Annotated in this window: 18 protein-coding genes; 14 read left to right on the forward strand and 4 right to left on the reverse strand. The window is 40.1% G+C overall.

Features of this window, described 5'->3' with window-relative positions; genetic code table 11:
• The first annotated feature begins 19 nt into the window (after positions 1-19).
• Complete coding sequence (locus ACM2FC_RS03240; protein WP_498479386.1) at positions 20-802, forward strand: substrate-binding periplasmic protein; 783 nt, start codon at positions 20-22, stop codon at positions 800-802.
• Positions 803-835: 33 nt separating this feature from the next.
• On the opposite strand, the gene ACM2FC_RS03245 is transcribed toward ACM2FC_RS03240, so the two are convergent.
• Entirely contained in the window at positions 836-1,405 is a 570-nt protein-coding gene (locus tag ACM2FC_RS03245) for an MSHA operon transcriptional regulator (protein WP_498479387.1), read from the reverse strand.
• Positions 1,406-2,138: 733 nt separating this feature from the next.
• On the opposite strand from ACM2FC_RS03245, the gene ACM2FC_RS03250 reads away from it, so the two are divergent.
• On the forward strand, positions 2,139-2,702 hold the full coding sequence (locus ACM2FC_RS03250) for a pyridoxamine 5'-phosphate oxidase family protein (protein ID WP_498479388.1): 564 nt from the start codon (positions 2,139-2,141) through the stop codon (positions 2,700-2,702).
• On the opposite strand, the gene ACM2FC_RS03255 is transcribed toward ACM2FC_RS03250, so the two are convergent.
• Positions 2,699-4,012: a PTS sugar transporter subunit IIC gene (locus ACM2FC_RS03255; RefSeq protein WP_498479389.1), complete on the reverse strand. Its 1,314-nt coding sequence runs from the start codon at positions 4,010-4,012 to the stop codon at positions 2,699-2,701. The genes ACM2FC_RS03250 and ACM2FC_RS03255 overlap by 4 nt on opposite strands.
• A gap of 367 nt (positions 4,013-4,379) precedes the next feature.
• On the opposite strand from ACM2FC_RS03255, the gene ACM2FC_RS03260 reads away from it, so the two are divergent.
• From ACM2FC_RS03260 to ACM2FC_RS03305, 10 genes are all read left to right on the forward strand, one after another.
• Positions 4,380-4,685: a PTS sugar transporter subunit IIB gene (locus tag ACM2FC_RS03260; RefSeq protein WP_498479390.1), complete on the forward strand. Its 306-nt coding sequence runs from the start codon at positions 4,380-4,382 to the stop codon at positions 4,683-4,685.
• A 68-nt stretch (positions 4,686-4,753) separates the two neighbouring features.
• A complete protein-coding gene (locus tag ACM2FC_RS03265; protein WP_498479391.1) occupies positions 4,754-6,076 on the forward strand; it encodes a PTS sugar transporter subunit IIC in 1,323 nt (440 codons plus the stop codon).
• Between the two features lie 82 nt (positions 6,077-6,158).
• A complete protein-coding gene (locus ACM2FC_RS03270; RefSeq protein ID WP_498479392.1) occupies positions 6,159-7,544 on the forward strand; it encodes a glycoside hydrolase family 1 protein in 1,386 nt (461 codons plus the stop codon).
• 10 nt (positions 7,545-7,554) lie between these two features.
• Positions 7,555-7,863, forward strand: a complete 309-nt coding sequence (locus tag ACM2FC_RS03275; protein WP_498479393.1) for a PTS lactose/cellobiose transporter subunit IIA — start codon at positions 7,555-7,557, stop codon at positions 7,861-7,863.
• Positions 7,864-8,054: 191 nt separating this feature from the next.
• Positions 8,055-9,014 (forward strand): LacI family DNA-binding transcriptional regulator, encoded by a 960-nt coding sequence (locus ACM2FC_RS03280; RefSeq protein WP_498479394.1) that lies wholly within the window; start codon positions 8,055-8,057, stop codon positions 9,012-9,014.
• A 242-nt stretch (positions 9,015-9,256) separates the two neighbouring features.
• The gene (locus ACM2FC_RS03285; RefSeq protein WP_498479395.1) at positions 9,257-10,144 is read left to right on the forward strand and encodes a class I SAM-dependent methyltransferase; all 888 of its coding nucleotides are present in this window, start codon (positions 9,257-9,259) and stop codon (positions 10,142-10,144) included.
• Between the two features lie 137 nt (positions 10,145-10,281).
• The gene (locus ACM2FC_RS03290) at positions 10,282-10,662 is read left to right on the forward strand and encodes an energy transducer TonB (protein ID WP_498479396.1); all 381 of its coding nucleotides are present in this window, start codon (positions 10,282-10,284) and stop codon (positions 10,660-10,662) included.
• A gap of 199 nt (positions 10,663-10,861) precedes the next feature.
• Positions 10,862-11,638, forward strand: coding sequence for a substrate-binding periplasmic protein (locus tag ACM2FC_RS03295; protein ID WP_498479397.1), 777 nt, complete (start codon positions 10,862-10,864; stop codon positions 11,636-11,638).
• Between the two features lie 348 nt (positions 11,639-11,986).
• Complete coding sequence (locus ACM2FC_RS03300) at positions 11,987-12,163, forward strand: hypothetical protein (RefSeq protein ID WP_498479398.1); 177 nt, start codon at positions 11,987-11,989, stop codon at positions 12,161-12,163.
• 126 nt (positions 12,164-12,289) lie between these two features.
• Positions 12,290-13,585, forward strand: coding sequence for a hypothetical protein (locus ACM2FC_RS03305; RefSeq protein WP_498479399.1), 1,296 nt, complete (start codon positions 12,290-12,292; stop codon positions 13,583-13,585).
• Positions 13,586-13,660: 75 nt separating this feature from the next.
• On the opposite strand, the gene ACM2FC_RS03310 is transcribed toward ACM2FC_RS03305, so the two are convergent.
• Positions 13,661-14,269 (reverse strand): short chain dehydrogenase, encoded by a 609-nt coding sequence (locus ACM2FC_RS03310; protein WP_498479400.1) that lies wholly within the window; start codon positions 14,267-14,269, stop codon positions 13,661-13,663.
• Between the two features lie 105 nt (positions 14,270-14,374).
• Between ACM2FC_RS03310 and ACM2FC_RS03315 the strand changes: the two genes are divergently transcribed.
• Positions 14,375-15,277 carry a LysR family transcriptional regulator gene (locus ACM2FC_RS03315; RefSeq protein WP_498479401.1) on the forward strand — a complete coding sequence of 301 codons (903 nt, stop codon included), beginning with the start codon at positions 14,375-14,377 and terminating at the stop codon, positions 15,275-15,277.
• Between the two features lie 10 nt (positions 15,278-15,287).
• On the opposite strand, the gene ACM2FC_RS03320 is transcribed toward ACM2FC_RS03315, so the two are convergent.
• Positions 15,288-15,959, reverse strand: coding sequence for a fructose-6-phosphate aldolase (locus tag ACM2FC_RS03320; RefSeq protein WP_498479402.1), 672 nt, complete (start codon positions 15,957-15,959; stop codon positions 15,288-15,290).
• Positions 15,960-16,118: 159 nt separating this feature from the next.
• Between ACM2FC_RS03320 and ACM2FC_RS03325 the strand changes: the two genes are divergently transcribed.
• Positions 16,119-17,018 (forward strand): glycyl-radical enzyme activating protein, encoded by a 900-nt coding sequence (locus ACM2FC_RS03325; RefSeq protein ID WP_498479403.1) that lies wholly within the window; start codon positions 16,119-16,121, stop codon positions 17,016-17,018.
• Positions 17,019-17,020: the final 2 nt, after the last annotated feature.

Genomic DNA, 17,020 nt, shown 5'->3' on the forward strand with positions numbered 1-17,020 from the left:
CCCTAGGTAAGATACTGGCATGCAAAGGTTACGCATCAATGTTAAAAATGGACTGCTCTCTATATTGATGCTATTTTCTGCTAACGTGAGCGCAAAAGAGCTCACTTTTTCTGAGCTTATTTTTTACACCGAAGACTATCCTCCAGCCAATTTTGCAGATGGGAATATTGCAAAAGGGTATGCAGTAGACATTCTCATCGAGTCTGCAAAAGCTGTTGGGCAAGAAATTAAACCAAGCCAGATAGTCATTTCTCCTTGGTCACTTGCTTATAAAGAAACGTTAACCAGCCCAAATGCTGTACTTTTTGCGACAACTCGAACAGGTCATAGGGAAAATCTATTCAATTGGGTAGGTCCAATTGCAGATTCAAAATTGGTTTTGATTGCTAGGAAAGACTCGAATATAAAAATAAACAATCCTCTTGATATGGCGAAATATACCATTGGTGTGGTACGTGATGATATTGGTGAGCAGAAATTGCTGTCTTTAGGAGTTCCCCGAGCTTCAATGAGAGAAGCTCCCTACATCAACCGATTGGTAAAGCTATTATTGAAAAATAGAATAGATTTGTTGGCTTTCTCTGAAAGGGGACTATATTGGTGGGCCTCTAAGCAAGGCGTGGATGCAAGTGTGTTTGAAACGGTATACGTCCTAAATCAAGGCTATTTATATTATGCTTTGAATAAATCGATTAAACCAAGTGTTGTCGAAGAATTGCAAAAAGGAATTAATAGATTAAAAGCGACCAAAGATGGAAATGGTGTCTCAATTTATCAAAGCATACTTAGTAAATATCGATAAGGCTGATTCGCTAAAAAGGTTTACTGGGTGTTGTTATTCAGCCTCAACAGCTTGCTTTATCAAAGCGCGCTTAACAAAAAAAGGATTGTTATATTTTTTTGCTGGCCCTAGTTCCGATACGACCAATTTATTCCACAGCGCTTTATCGAATTTTGCCTCTGGAATCGAAGGGTACAAGGTTTCTTGCTCTTCGATAGCAAATCTCAAAAATTCTTTTAGTTTAATCTGGTTGTATTTTTTCGCGATTCGGTTGTGTTTTTGGATCCACTCCTGTTTGTATAGTACCAAAGCGGGCTCTGCGTGTTCGAGTGGCATAGTAGAAAGATAGATTCTTTTATACGCGACTTTTCTATCGATTAGAGCTCGCATCGCTGTTTGGATATATTTACCATGATGAGTGATAGAGATATCTTCGCTATCGAACAGATTGACTACCCACCCGGTAGGAGACAGCATTTTCGACTTGAATTGTCGGTTACGAACTTGAATGGCTTGATGAAGTACTATATCAGAAGTACCACGAAATGTTTGCTGCCACTTTCCGATTCGAATCTGAATTGAACCAGGTAGTCGATAGATATTGGTGAATTTGTCTTGACTCATTTAATTAATGCACAAATTTTTGAGATAAACGGCAAGCGCTTTATTTATCTACTATATCAAACACGCCAGACTAAATTGTATGGCACACTAAAACTCTTGATGCATGAAGTTGCATGCTGATACTACTATCTTGCAGCTCACTTGTTCCACTGTCTTTGAGGGAGATCTATTTTTGTTAGATAATTGGATATTCTTATCGTTACACACTTCTCATAGAAGTGTATCTCCTGCAGGTTGTACGCCGAGTGACCATCACGCATAGTGTGGACATAAAACGAAACTACCCAGTGAATACGGCCCTATTATTTTACATTTGTCCACTAATGTACAGTATTTCGTGAAAAAGTGTTCCAAATTATTTACAAAATTTTATTTTAATATTACAGGTAGAGAAACTTAATTTATTGTCATGTTTACGTCATATTATTATGAGTGTAAATGATAGAAATGTATTTATTATTTTAAATTAATTAAGGATTGCTTTGATAGGCTGCGCTTTGGGGTAGGCCACTATATTAGATGTAATAGTCTTCTCTGCTTACAGAAAATACGGAGAGTCTAGAATATAAAACCTTGTAGGGTAAAATAATAAGCGTGTCGCCTATCGTGGTACATATAGGTGTCCACTAATCCCCATGATAGATGAATAATTAAATAGTTAGTTGACTATGAACTCCTTTAAATATTATGTTCCTAGTTCGCGAAGTATAACTAGCTAATTGGGAGCTGCGCTATGGGACAAAAATTTTCACAACTTTCAGAGAAGCATATTGAGTTCATTCAGCAACAGAAACTGTTTTTTGTGGCTACAGCGGCTGAAAGTGGCAGCGTTAATCTATCTCCCAAAGGTGGAGACTCACTTAGGGTTATTGATGAAAATACCATTGCTTGGCTCAACTTAACAGGTAGTGGGAATGAGTCTGCAAGCCATGTACTTAAAAACCCTAGAATGACTATCATGTTTTGTGCTTTTGAAGGAGCTCCGTTGATTTTGAGAACTTACGGAGAAGCGAAGGTTTTGCATCAGCTTGATGATGAGTGGACGAAGTACATTGATCTATTTCCGTATAGCAATGGAAATAGACAAATTTTTATCCAAACAATACACACAGTTCAAATGTCATGTGGAAAGTCTGTGCCTTATTATGATTATGTTAGTGACCGCACAGAACTTTCAAACTGGGCAGAAAAGCAAGGGAAAGAAGGCGTCGAAAAATATTGGGTTAAGAAAAACCAAAAAAGTATTGATGGCTTTGAAACGGAAATTATAGAACGGACAGGGATTAACATCGATTAAACTGATGTTTGGGTCTTTTCAGCGCGCTCTTGTTGTTGTGATATCAGCAATTTTTCATGGGCCCGAAAAAACGGTAAGTACAGAAAATACGCATTTATCATAGCGAACACTACCATCAAGGTGTTTGCTATACTGCCATTCGATGCCCAAGCTGCACCAATTGGGGCGGGTACTGACCAAGGAATCATGGTCACTACTTTGGCTAAAACTCCCGCAGAAGTTAAATACCAAGCAATTGTCGCGTTGATCATTGGAACCAATACAAACGGAATAATGAAGATGGGATTCATTATGATCGGGAAGCCAAATAATATGGGCTCGTTAATATTAAACAGAGATGGAATCAATCCAACTTTTCCCACTGAGCGTAAATGTGCGGACTGACTTTTTATCGCCAGATAAATCAAAGGGAGGGTAGAGCCGACTCCACCAATGAGTATGAAAAAGTCCCAAAACGCTGGCAGATAAATATGTGGTAATACTTTCGCTCCTGCTTCCATCGCATCTTGGTTTGCGAGTAAATTAGACATCCAAAAAGGATTCATAATCCCAGTCACTACCAGTGCACCATGAATACCCACAAACCACAGTAGCTGGCATACCAAAATGGAAATCAACACAGCCGTTAAAGTATCTGATGCCATGATAAGCGGGTGAAAGACTTCTTCTATTAGCTGAGGAAAATGTAAGCCGAAGTGGCTGGCAATAAACTGATTGAATGAAGACAAGGTGATCATCACGGCCATAATCGGCAAGATAAGTTGAAAGCTCTGTACGGTGAGAACGGGGACATCTTCCGGCATAGATATGACCCACTTCTTGCTAATGAACAAACGAATAACTTCAACCGAATAGACGCTGGCAATCAGTGCAGTAAATATGCCTGCTCCACCTAGATAGCGAATATTTTGCACTGTTGGATCAGACATTCCTGCCAACATTAAAAAAGCCATACAGCCCGTCAAACCAGACATCCTCTCTGGCAGTTTATATTGCTTGGCTAAGCTGGCTGCAACGCCAAAAGCAACGATCAGCCCAACTACCCCAAGAGTAAGCTGATAGGTTGGTAGGAGGGTTGGGCGAAGAGACAAGGCAAGTTTTTCCCACCATATCGAAAACTCAGAGTTGGGAGTGGAAAAAGGTGGAAAAATCAAAGGGACAAACATGCAGCCAACAAAAATGAATGGCATAGATAGTTGAAAACCATCCCGAAGGGCAGATAAATGAACATTTTGCGCTAGCTTTCGGGCAATAGGAGATAAATATTGCTCCAGTTGTGAAGTGACTATTCTCGCTAGCGAATGGTTCATGTTCGGCCCTATATCAAACTTATGGCTGTGGATGATATAAAAAAGATTCCTCCCAAAGAAGTATGACTCGCAAGAATGTTGCCTACTCCACAGTTTACTGCTTTAGATGTTTACAGCTTGTTTAGTCTTTAAGCTTGCATAAATGAACTAGAAAACGTGACAGCTATCACCAATCTCTCCCACCTTTTCACTGTCGATAAAGGCAATTCATAACTGAATAAAATCCATCCAGATCACGAAAAAAAGGTGATTCATTGAATTATTGATGATCCGGTTCACGAGTACTTGGAAATAAATGGGAAACCGGTTTCCAAAATTTTCATGGAGGAGCATATTGTTAGCACATACCGAATAAGGAGAACGAGAAATGAAAAAAATAATGCTTTGTTGTTCAGCAGGAATGTCAACGTCAATGCTGGTTAAAAAAATGGAAGCGGCCGCTAAAGAGCGTGGGATTGAAGCTGAAATTAAGGCTTATGGAGCAGCAGAATTTAGTAGTCAAGTAGGAAACTATGAAGTGGTGTTACTTGGGCCTCAAGTTAAATACATGCAATCTGATTTACAAAAAGAAGCCGACGAATTTGGTATTAAAGTCGAGCCTATCAATATGATGGATTACGGCATGCAAAAAGGAGACAAAGTTTTAGATTTCGCATTAGAGCTAATTAATTAGACGGTAGATCTAAGGGGTTTTTACCCAACTAATTTGATATTTAATCCAGATAACTTTGGGACAAAATTATGAGTGCTTTGTACGACAAAATGGTAAACGTCATAGAGCGTAAAGTAACGCCAATTGCAGGTAAATTGGGTCAGCAGAAATACATTACCTCAATTCGAGATGGCTTTATTGCAGCTTTACCTTTCATGATAGTCGGATCATTTATGTTGGTATTTATTTTTCCTCCGTTTTCATCCGATACCACTTGGGGCTTCGCCCGTGCTTGGCTTGATTTTTCAGAGACCTATCGCGAACAATTGATGCTACCCTTCAACTTGAGTATGGGAGTGATGACCATATTCATATCTGTCGGTATTGCCGCAAGCTTAGCAAAGCACCATGATCTTGAGCCGGTTACGGCTGGACTACTGTCACTGATGTCATTTTTGTTAGTGGCTGCGCCGCTAAAAGATGGCGCAATCTCTATGCAGTATTTGTCGGGACAGGGAATATTTACTGCGATCATTTGTGCCATTTACTCAACAGAAGTGTATGCATTTTTGAAGAGAAAGAACGTCACTATAAAACTTCCGCCAGAAGTGCCAACGGGTGTTGCACGCTCTTTTGAAATCTTGATACCAGTATTAGCCATTATCTTAACTCTGCATCCACTGAATTTATTTATTGAAGCTGAAACAGGGATGATTTTGCCAGCTGCGATCATGTCACTATTGCAACCGTTAGTTTCAGCTTCTGACACCTTACCGGCAGTATTGCTGGCCGTATTAGTCTGCCAAGTTCTATGGTTCGCGGGGATTCATGGCGCTCTGATTGTAACGGGTATCATGAACCCATTCTGGATGGCAAACCTTTCTGCTAACCAAGCGGCAATGGCGGCTGGTGATGCGATTCCCCACATTTTTGTACAAGGTTTCTGGGACCACTATTTATTAATTGGTGGCGTAGGCTCTACTCTACCGTTGGCGTTCCTTCTATTACGCAGCAAAGCGGTACATTTACGTACGATCGGCAAAATGGGCATTGTACCAGGCTTCTTTAACATCAATGAACCAATCTTGTTTGGTGCTCCGATTATCATGAACCCAATGTTTTTCCTACCGTTTATCTTGGTGCCGATGATTAATGCGACGTTAGCTTGGTTTGCTACTGACTTGGGCTTAATTGAGCGCGTTGTCTCTTTAACACCGTGGACGACACCGGGACCTATTGGTGCATCATGGGCTGCAAACTGGTCATTCTCTCCTGTCATCATGTGTCTGATTTGTATGGTAACAGCAGCAATCATGTACCTTCCTTTCCTAAAAGCCTATGAAAAGCAGTTACTGGCGCAAGAACAAGCGGATGCCAAGGAAGAGACAGCAGCAGAGCCAGTTACAGCATAGTCGTACATTGATGACATCTTTCTTAAACAAGTTATTTTAACCTAATCAAGGGGGGTGCCTTGCACCCCGAACAGGATATAAAATGAAGTATCAATTTCCAAAAAATTTCTATTGGGGTAGTGCGGCATCTGCAACACAAACTGAAGGTGAAGCTTTTCAAGCAGGTAAAGGTGAGAATATTTGGGACCATTGGTATAAGCAAGAACCAAATCGTTTTCACAATGGCGTTTCGGCGACAGAGGCATCGACCTTCTATAAAAACTATCAATCTGATATCCAACTGATGAAAGACATCGGTCACAACAGTTTTCGTACTTCAATCTCTTGGTCACGCTTAATACCCAATGGTATTGGAGAGGTAAATCAGGAAGCGGTTGAGTTTTATTCCAACGTGATTGATGAGCAAATTAAGCAAGGCGTTCAACCGTTTATTTGTTTGTTCCACTTTGACATGCCAATGGCTATGCAAGAAATAGGCGGTTTCGAGAATAGAGAAGTTCTCGATGCATACGCTAACTTCGCAGAAACCTGTTTTAAGCTATATGGGGATAGAGTTAAACATTGGTTTACGTTTAACGAGCCGATTGTGCCAGTCGAAGGTGGGTACTTGTACGATTTCCACTACCCAAATGTGGTCGACTTTAAACGTGCAGCAACAGTCGCTTTCCACACAATGTTGGCGCATGCAAAAGCGGTTGAAAAATACCGCGCTCTAAACCAGAATGGCCAGATTGGTATCATATTGAATCTCACACCATCCTATCCTCGCTCACAAAACCCAACGGATCTAAAAGCGGCCAATGTTTGTGACTTGATGTTTAATCGTAGCTTTTTGGACCCTGCAGTAAAAGGCGAATACCCTCAGGAGCTGGTGTCTTTGCTGCAAGAGCATGATCAAATGCCAGAGGTAAAAAGCGGTGATTGCGAGCTAATCGCAAAAGGCAAAATTGATTTACTTGGCGTCAACTACTATCAACCTCGCCGTGTAAAAGCCAGAGAGAATGCTGTGCATCCTGAAGCGCCGTTCATGCCAGAGCATTTCTTTGATTACTATGAAATGCCCGGGCGTAAGATGAACCCTCACCGTGGCTGGGAGATCTATGAAAAAGGCGTCTACGATATCTTGACCAACCTTAAAGATAACTACGGAAATATACCTTGCTACATTTCTGAAAATGGAATGGGTGTTGAAGGTGAAGATAAGTTCCTTGTAGACGGCCAAATCCAAGATGATTACAGAATTGATTTCATTAAAGGACACCTTAAGTGGTTGCACAAAGGTATCAAAGAGGGTTCGAACTGTTTGGGATATCACTTATGGACGTTTATTGATAACTGGTCATGGAGTAATGCTTACAAGAACCGCTATGGTTTCTATCAGCTCGACTTAAAGACACAAAAGCGCAGTGTGAAAAAAAGTGGTGAGTGGTATGCCGAAGTGTCTAAGGCCAATGGTTTCGAAAGTTAAGGGGTAAATGATGGATTTAGAAGAGCAAGTAATGGGCATTATTATTAATGCAGGCCAATCAAAAAGTCTATGTTACGAAGCCTTAAGGTGCGCGAAACAAGGTCAATTTGAAGAAGCGGAAGGGTTACTTAAAGAAGCGCAGGAGTTTGCCAACCAAGCCCACCTTGTCCAGACGCAGCTCATTGAACAAGATGAAGGAGAGGGAAAAACGAAGATGACCTTGATTATGGTTCACGCGCAAGATCACTTAATGACCTCGATGCTAGCCAAAGAATTGGTTACCGAACTGATCGATGTACATAAAAAAATTGCAGCTTAACAATTAATATTACACCGGGCTTAGGCTCGGTGTTGATCTATTATTCACTTTGTTTGGAGTGACGAACCAGTACAGATCAAACTTTAAACTACAATTGAAACCGTTTTCCGTATATCCTACATAATAGATAATAAGTAAGCCTTATTAGGTTTGCTACTCAATTGAATTTAAGTCAGTTAGGTAAGTGTTAGATGGTAACCATCACAGACGTTTCTAAACTCGCAAATGTTTCAAAAGCCACTGTTTCAAGAGTCATGAGTGGAAGTCGCGGTGTGAAAGCTGCTAGTCGGGATGCGGTACTCAAAGCTGCTGAGGAACTAAACTATCGTCCCAATGTTGCTGCGCAAAGCCTAGCAAATCAGCGTTCAGACTATATTGGTGTTATTTTGTCTACAACGGATGCAGGGCAAGTTTCAACTTATCTACCATTGTTTGCGAAGTCTTTAAAGCGGTTGGGTAAGCACATGTTAGTCAATTTTGCAGACACGGCAGATGAGTACTTGAGAATCGTTGATGAGTTAAATAATCGCCATTGTGATGCAATCATTGCCATTGGAGGCAACTTACCGGAAACCTTAGATGGCAACATCATTACTATAGACAGCGGTACAAGCAGCGATCATAGATCCATCGGATATGACTACAGCTTTGCCAGCGAAAGTGCCTGTCGTTATCTATCGAGCAAAGGTCATTCGAGTATTGCTGTTGTTTTGGAAGATGAAGGTTATGCATCCCAACAAGTTCTCGAAGGCTACAAAACGTCTTTGCAAAATATGGCAATGCCAGTCAACAGACAACTGATTGTGAGTGCGACACATGGATCGGAACAAGCTATCCTGTCATTGCTCAACAGCTATTCTTCATTTACTGCTTTGGTAGTCATGCGTGATAGCCAAGCTGCGATTGCGATGAAGCTGCTGAAAGACTTCAACTTATCTACGCCGCAAGAAGTGTCCATTATTTCGTTAGAAGACTCTGCACTTGCAAGCCAGCTGACTCCACCTTTAACCTGCATAAGCTATCCGTCGGAAAAATTGGTAGATGAAGCCATCGCTGAGCTAAGTAACTACTTAAATGCTAAGCCTATTAACCCTAAGCCGTTATTGTCAGGCAATCTTGTTACGAGAGATTCTGTAGTAAGTCGATCCTAATAGCTGCTTAATTTAAGCCTATTGTCGGAAAAGTAAGAGTGACCATCACTTCGAGACGGCGCTATAGTCCTACTTCACTCGCTTATTTAAAGCTGAGTTTAAATTTTCACTGAGTTTGGGTATTACCTTTTAGATGAGAGTTTCCAAAGCGAAGCTCGCTTTTTACGATATTGATTTTTCTTAGTAGCCACGTATATTTCACACCTACCAATTAAAAAAATAACGGTATCAGAGCTAGGATTATGAAAGAGTTACTGTCACATAATGTCGAAGGGGATATTGGTTTCGTCACTGAGTATGAACGGCTGAAAAAACGACTTGAAGAGTATCCGCAGCATGAGAGTTTACTTGAAGAGTTGTGTAAGTTCCCTCTAGGACGTTTTCTTATTGAACATAGGGGCATTGATGGGTATTGGACTGATGTTATTGTCAATTACCCACAGCAAGTTCGAACATACAACGCGAATTCTCGCATTGAGTCTCTTAATCCGATTGAGCAAAAGATCCTAGATGAGGCTCCAACATTTCTTGCTACTCAACAACGCTATCAAATTTTTCGTCAGCAACTGCAAAAATACTTACCTCATTGCCAACGCCTATTGTCTGTACCTTCAGGATTAATGAGTGAGCTTTTAAGCTTGGACTACGAAGATAAAAAGCATATTGAGTTAATCGCGGTAGATCTTGACAGAAAAATTCTCAATCAAATTGGTGAGAATGCAAAAAAATACCATTTTGAGGGGAAGCTGAAACTAGTGGAAGCGGACGCATGGAGCTTTAGTGTTGATAGCCCTGTTGATTTGATTACTAGTAACGGCCTAAATATCTATGTTGAGGAAGATAAAAAGGTCGAGGCTCTATATCACCAATTTTTCAAAGTACTTAAGTCTAAAGGTCTCTTTATTGGTAGTTTCCTAACCCCAATCGAGAGCTGGGATATGGATAAGATCGATGAAAAGGCGATGCAACTACAAAAAAGTATTTTTGTCGATTTATTGGGAGTTAATTGGCAACAATATCGAACGGAGCAACTGACACAAGAGCAGCTAGAGCGAGCTGGCTTTGTTGATATCGAGTTTATCTATGATGAAGCCCGAATATTCCCAACCTTTGTTGCGAAGAAGGGGTAGCTTTACCAATCTGAAGTGAATTACATTTCATAGCTTTATGCTTTCCGATTTCGTTCGTTGCTTGCAACAAGCAGGGGAATCGACTTTAATGAATGCAGCCTTTTAAAGGTAAGACCTAACTAGATTTGGAGAATATAATGCGCATTCTATGGATAATGATTTTATTAGTGTTAGGTGGTTGCAGTCTATCACCCAAAGTACCAGAAGCGCAGATAATCGAATACGGTCCTAATCAACATACATACACGCAACCGATAGTACGGATTGTTCCAGTATATCCTGAATTTGCGATTGAAAGGCATGTCGAAGGTTACGTAAACTTAGCGTATGATGTTGATAGTAAAGGTAATGTCACTAATGTTCGTGTTTTAGATGCTAAGCCTGAACACATTTTCAATAAGTCAGCCATCGAAGCTCTGTCGGATTGGAAGTTCTCAATTTATCCAAAAGGAAAGCAGTCTATTGCTCGGAAAAATCAAACTGTACGCTTTGATTATCACTTCCCAGTAGAGAATTAATTGTTTCAATACCACATTGAAGTTGTGTGCTGTTCCCCAATTGATACCTAAAGTTGGCTCAAATTCACAGAGTCAGCTTTTTTTTTTATCTGAAACTAATCTAGTAGTCTATCTAGGCTAATATTTCACTAAAGGTTGGAATGATTGTGTTTGTCATTTGTTTGGGGAACGCTTAAAACGCTTTAGGAGAAAAGTCAGCGTGAAAAATTACATCTTCGTACTGTTGTTATTTTCGTTTTCCTCATTTGGCAAAACCATTACTTTGGGCTCTACAGATTACCCTCCATATTATGGGCAAAAACTGGACAACTATGGTGTTGTTAGTGAAATAGTGCAAGGTGCTTTCAAAACCCAAGGTATCGATAGCAGTGTCGCATTTTATCCATGGGCTAGGCTGATGAAAATAACCAAGGAGGGCAAATTGGATGCCATGTTCACAGTTTGGTGTACGGCGGAACGCAAGCAAGATTTTTTATATTCCCATTCTCTGTTTCCAAATGAGCTTGTTTTTCTAAAGCTAAAAAAACTTAAGCTGAAGTTCGAGAACTATAAGGATTTACGACCTTATCGGATTGGTTATGTGTATGGCTATGCCTATCCAGATGAGTTCTATCAGGAGCCTGGGCTCAAACTGATAAAAGGCTACGCAGACAAAGAAAACGTAGAGAAGCTTTTAGCCAATAAACTTGATTTGGTTGTGATAGACAAGTATCAAGGGCTTTCGTTAGTCAAAGCGCTATCACCAGACAAAGCAGGTTTATATGATACATTGCCTAAGCCAGTGAGTATTAGCCAGCAATATGTGATTGTGTCGAAAAATGTCAAGCAAGGCCAAGCCTTGATTGACAAGTTTAACCAAGGTTTACAAGAGTTAAAACAGAATGGTGCATTTGCTGCATTGCTTAAAAAACATCACTTGGATCTAGATACAAAATATTGGAAAGAGCCGCAAGATTGTACTCCTTCTGGACAATAATTTTCTGCGCTATCTATATTGTGCCTGTATGATGAAATGACATATCATCAGCATATTTAGGTAGTGCAGTGAGAATTGATCCTATATCTAATTTTTGCTTTATTTGTCAGGAACTCAATAGAAATTATCCCTCTCATATTATTATTTAATTTATTAATTACACCTTTTACAGAACATCTCATTTATTAAATAATTAGATATTATTCTTAAAACATTGAAGTCATATTATATTTTTACATTAAATTGATTTTCATTATTCGTTAATTTGTAGAATCTTTTAGAATTAAGCTAATAGATAAAGTGTATCTGTACGGTTTAATTGTAAATAGTTTAAAGGATAATCGATAAATGAAAATAACTCTTATTGGCATTTTAGCTGGAATAGCAGTTCTTATAATTGCTTACTTAGCAATTCAGCTACTACTACATGGTGATTCATACGCTAAATTATACGGTAAACCAATCGTTGAACATTTTAGAGACAAGCAAGAAGTTCAGCAGATGATCCACTTTTTTGAGCGTTGAGAGATCTCGCCAATCACTTTCCTGCTGATAACTATAGTTTGAATTTAGACCAATAAATATAGATTCTGTGTATTTATTTCTCTTTTAATAATGCTCAGATTTATTGCAATGTAAATAAGGAATAATATGAAATCGATTAGGATAATTTCTATTTTTGTTACTTTATTACTTTTTCTTTCTGCATGCAGTATGGCAACCAGTCAAAGTCATACGACTCAAGCGAGCAATAATGTCTCGCTGCAGCAAAAAAAAGTAGCGAGCTTAGGTAGTACTTTCGAAGGACCTAATATAGCAGACAACGGCCGTGAATTAGTCGCTAGGGGAATGTTAGCTGGAAAACCAGTGATTTATTTTAGCCAGAAGGAGGATGAAAGCTGGTCGAATATGACTCCAATTATATCCACAAGCAGTAAAATTGAGAACTCTGATTTAAATTTCATTAATTTCTCTAAGAACCTACATTCAGAACCATCGACTAACTATAATGGGCCGATGATTTCTCAGAATACCGTTGCTTTCTCTGCCGAGTTAAGTAATCACAAAAACGCAGTGGTTTATTCGAAAAAAGAGCAAGGTACGTGGAAATCAAGATTGATTGTGATGACCGGAGATAAAATATCCGGTAAAACAATAAAGTCTATCAATGCACCTTATATTAATGGCGATGAAATATATTTTTTAGCAACAATAGATGTTGGCGGACATGGCGTGACTGATATTATGCGTTATGATTTAGCGTCAAAGTCATTGTCCGTCGTCGACAGTGCAGCTTCTGGTAATATTGATAGCTTCTGGGACTTATCATTAAATGATCATCAATTTTCTATCCGAGCGGAAAATAGACTAACCAAGAAACAAGATATTTATGTGTCTAACAAGAACAACAATCTATCGCCGATATACTCGGAATTTAAGCTACCAACTGGAACAGACTCTTATAGTCTCGGAGGGCCAAGCTACTTTAACTACCATGGGCATAACTACGTAGCGAACATGGTGATGTTTGCTAAAGATAACAAACCCAAGTACACGCAAATTTACTCTAACGTAATTGCGAGTCAACCATGGGTGGGGTCTGGTAATGTTATACAAAAAAGCCAAGACAAAGTTATAGCGGTCGGTAACCCGACATTAGAGGTGAAACAGGAAAAAGCAGATCTTGTTTTTCAAGCTATTACGGCAAAAGATCAAAACCTGCCTGGTGTTTACTTTTCATCAGTCCGAGTAAATTCCGCTACTTCAGAGCAGCCTGATATTATTCCTGTAGTCCGACCAAACCAGATGATAAAAGGTGTCGGTGAAGTGAAACAGGTTTTCCTAGGATCAGTGAGTTTACGCCAAGATACAATCGCTGTATCCGTTGAGCTAAAGTCTGGCCAATATGCATTGTTGATCGCGAAGGTCCATAATACTAGCGCCTAATTGCAAGCAAAAATGGAATAGGGGAGTGCTTCTAATTGGAAGCACTCCTCGCTAAACCTGCTGGAGTGCGATCTTCTAGTTACTGCCAAAAGCTTTCAAAGTTTTGCCCGTTTCAATTCCTAGTACTGAACGGACGTAATACTTCGCTACGTCACTAGCATCGATAGAGAAAAAGCCCGGAAAATACGAACCGTATGCTTCCATTGACTCTGTCACCACTGATGGGCTGACAACATTTATTCTTAGATTGTTTGGTAACTCGTTGGATACAGCAGTCACAAAATGCTCAATAGCGCCATTGAGAGTAGCAGCACTGGTTCCATGAGCTATGGAGTGGGACGCAATAATTCCTCCGGTTAAGGTAATACTGCCATCTGTATTGAGGTAATTCATGCCGATTTGGGTTAGGTTAATTTGTCCCATCAATCGGCTGTTGATACCTTTCTGCCAATCTGCTTGTGTGAGTTCTTCGAAGGAATTAAAACCAACATCGCCAGCGGCGCAGATAATGGCGTCTAACTTTCCAATTGACTCTAACCCGGTGTGGATAGAATCCCTAGAAGTAATATCTATACAAATATCCCCTCGGCTTCTTCCGGCAGTAATGATCTGGTGTTCACTTTGTAGTGCCTTTGTAATTTCGCTACCAATGGTGCCATTAGCGCCGATAATTAAAATTCTCATAGTGTTATCCTACCTATATTTTGATTACAAAATGGATGTTATTTGCTTTATTGGTAGAGAAAAACAACAAAAATTAGTAATACTGTTTAATAAATAGGGCTAATAATGAACTTGGAACACTTGCAAACGTTTTTGGTTGTGTCGAACACGAAAAGCTTTACCAAAGCTGCGGAGTCTTTGGATGTATCAAAAGGTTTGGTCTCTAGGCATATTCAAAAGCTAGAAGAGCATTTAGAGACAAAACTTTTTCATAGAACCACGCGAAAAATTGAGCTCACTGAAATTGGCCAAGAACTGTTAGTTAAGGCGCAGCAAATTCGAATGCTTTCTGTTGAAGCAGAAATGAGAGTGCATGATCTGATACACGACCTTACCGGTGAGCTTAAAGTCACGGCTGCGCCTGAGTTTGGCCAAATGCTGTGTCGAACGGTTGTTCCTCAATTTCGTAATCAATACCCGGAAGTGGATCTGCAGCTCAATTTCACCTTGGACCAGAAAGAAGTGGAATCTGGAGATTTTGATATTGCCTTTCGAGCTGTTGATGTCTTGCCCAATGATGTTATTGGGAGGGAATTGGGCTATATCCGAAATATCTTGGTTTGTACGCCAGAGTTTATCGCACAACACAATATTGACAAACTTACAGACCTTCAACAAATACCATTTATCATGCATAACCACAGAAATGAATGGAACACGCTGGACCTTATTTCTCGGTCACAAGAGTTAGATATGAGTGTAAAAGGAAGTGTAAGCGCCAATAACTATCAGACTGTTTTGGCACTTACGATACAGCATTTAGGTGTGGCGAGTCTTCCATTCTATCAGGTGGAGGATCACGTAAAGAGCAATCAACTATGTCATTTGTTTCCTGACTGGTCAGTAAAAGCCCACAAACTTAGTTTACTCTATGCTCAAAAACGCGTGACTCCTAAGAAAATCACTACTTTTAACCAGTTAGTCATTAACTTGCTAGAAGAGCGCAAGGAGTATCTACTGAACACCTAATTGCTTCGCTTTAGCTTTCAAATGAAAGTTGGTTGCCAAAAGCTTGCTTCCAATCTTGCTCGAACTTATCGACGGCAGGCGCCACGCTTGGGTGGGACAGCATTTGCAAAGCTACGTCTGTCGGCAAGGTGATCGCACCGATTCCCAACTTCATCACGTCCATTACCTGCTGAGTATTTTTGAAACTTGCTGCCAAAATCTTACTGTCAAGTTTGTGTACATTTAGAAGCTGTTGCAAGTCAGCCACAACTTTAACACCATCACCGTTGATTGCATCGATGCGATTAACATAAGGCGCTAGGTAGTCAGCGCCACACAAGGCCGCTAGAAACCCTTGCTGTGCAGAATATATTGCGGTGGCTAACACTTGGATACCTTCTGCTTTAAGCCTTTTTATCGCTTGTAGGCCTACTTCCGTCGCAGGTACTTTGACCACTATATTATATGGAAGCTCTGTCAGCTGCTTGGCTTCACTAACAATGGCTTCTATGTTGTTACTGACTGCTTGTGCGAAAAAAGTTGTGTTGTTGCCTAATATGTTTGCCATATTGTCGAAAGTTTCGCGTAACCCCTTTGTGCCAGTTGCTAGAATGCTTGGATTCGTCGTGATGCCACAAAGAGGTAGGCATTTTGCCAATCGTTCAACTTCTGTGTGGTTTGCTGTATCTAAATAGAATTCCATATTGATCAATCTCACCTAATTATTGCCAACTCAATATTAAAAAGATCGTCTCAACTCATCTTTGATCAAAATCAATATTAACTTCAAATGAAAGTATAATAATTTCATTTGATGATTGATTGTGATCGTCAAATTGAAAAGTGAAGCAGGAGAAGGCGAATGTTTTTCAACATCCAACGTTTTTCCACCCATGATGGTGATGGAATTCGGACCATTTTATTTCTTAAAGGGTGTAACTTGGCCTGCCCGTGGTGCCAAAACCCTGAAAGTCGAAGTGTTGAGAAAGAATTGCTCTTTGACCCTGCACTTTGTTTAAAAGGTTGCGAGCTTTGTAGCCTAGCATCAAGAAACATTTCACGCTGTGACGGGCAATTAGTGATAAATAGAGCCGCTATAGATGAACAAGACTTGATTGCACTTGAGAAGGTGTGTCCAACAGAGGCGTTGTCAGTATGTGGCCAATCTATTAATGAAGATTACCTCTTGCAGCAATTAACGCGTGATAAAGCCTACTACGAACAAAGTGGCGGCGGCGTAACGTTCTCGGGTGGTGAGCCGTTGTTGCAGCCAAACCTAGTTGCTTCGTTGGCAAAAGGATTAAAGTTGCAAGGTATTTCCACCGCCGTGGAAAGTTGCATGCACGTCCCATGGAAAAACATTGAACTAGTATCGCCCTATATTGACTGTTGGCTCGTGGATTTAAAGCATACAAACGAAACCAAGTTTAAAGAATATGCTAAAGGTTCGCTTAAACGTATAAAAGCGAACTTGCTTAAACTCGCTTCATTGGAGAAACGTATTGTGGTGCGAGTCCCTGTTGTGCCTGAGTTCAATGAATCTTTAAGCGAATTAAAGCAGATTGTTGAGTTTGCAGAGCAATTAGAAAACTGCGTGGAGCTGCACCTACTTCCTTACCACACAATGGGTACAAAAAAATATCAGATGTTAGATATGCCATATCTGTGCTCAGACAAACCACTTAACAATCCTGAACTACTTGAAAGCGTAAAAAACTACGCAGAACAAAATACTCTACTTCACGTGATTATACGAGGCTAATT

This window comes from Vibrio sp. A37, assembly GCF_059777565.1.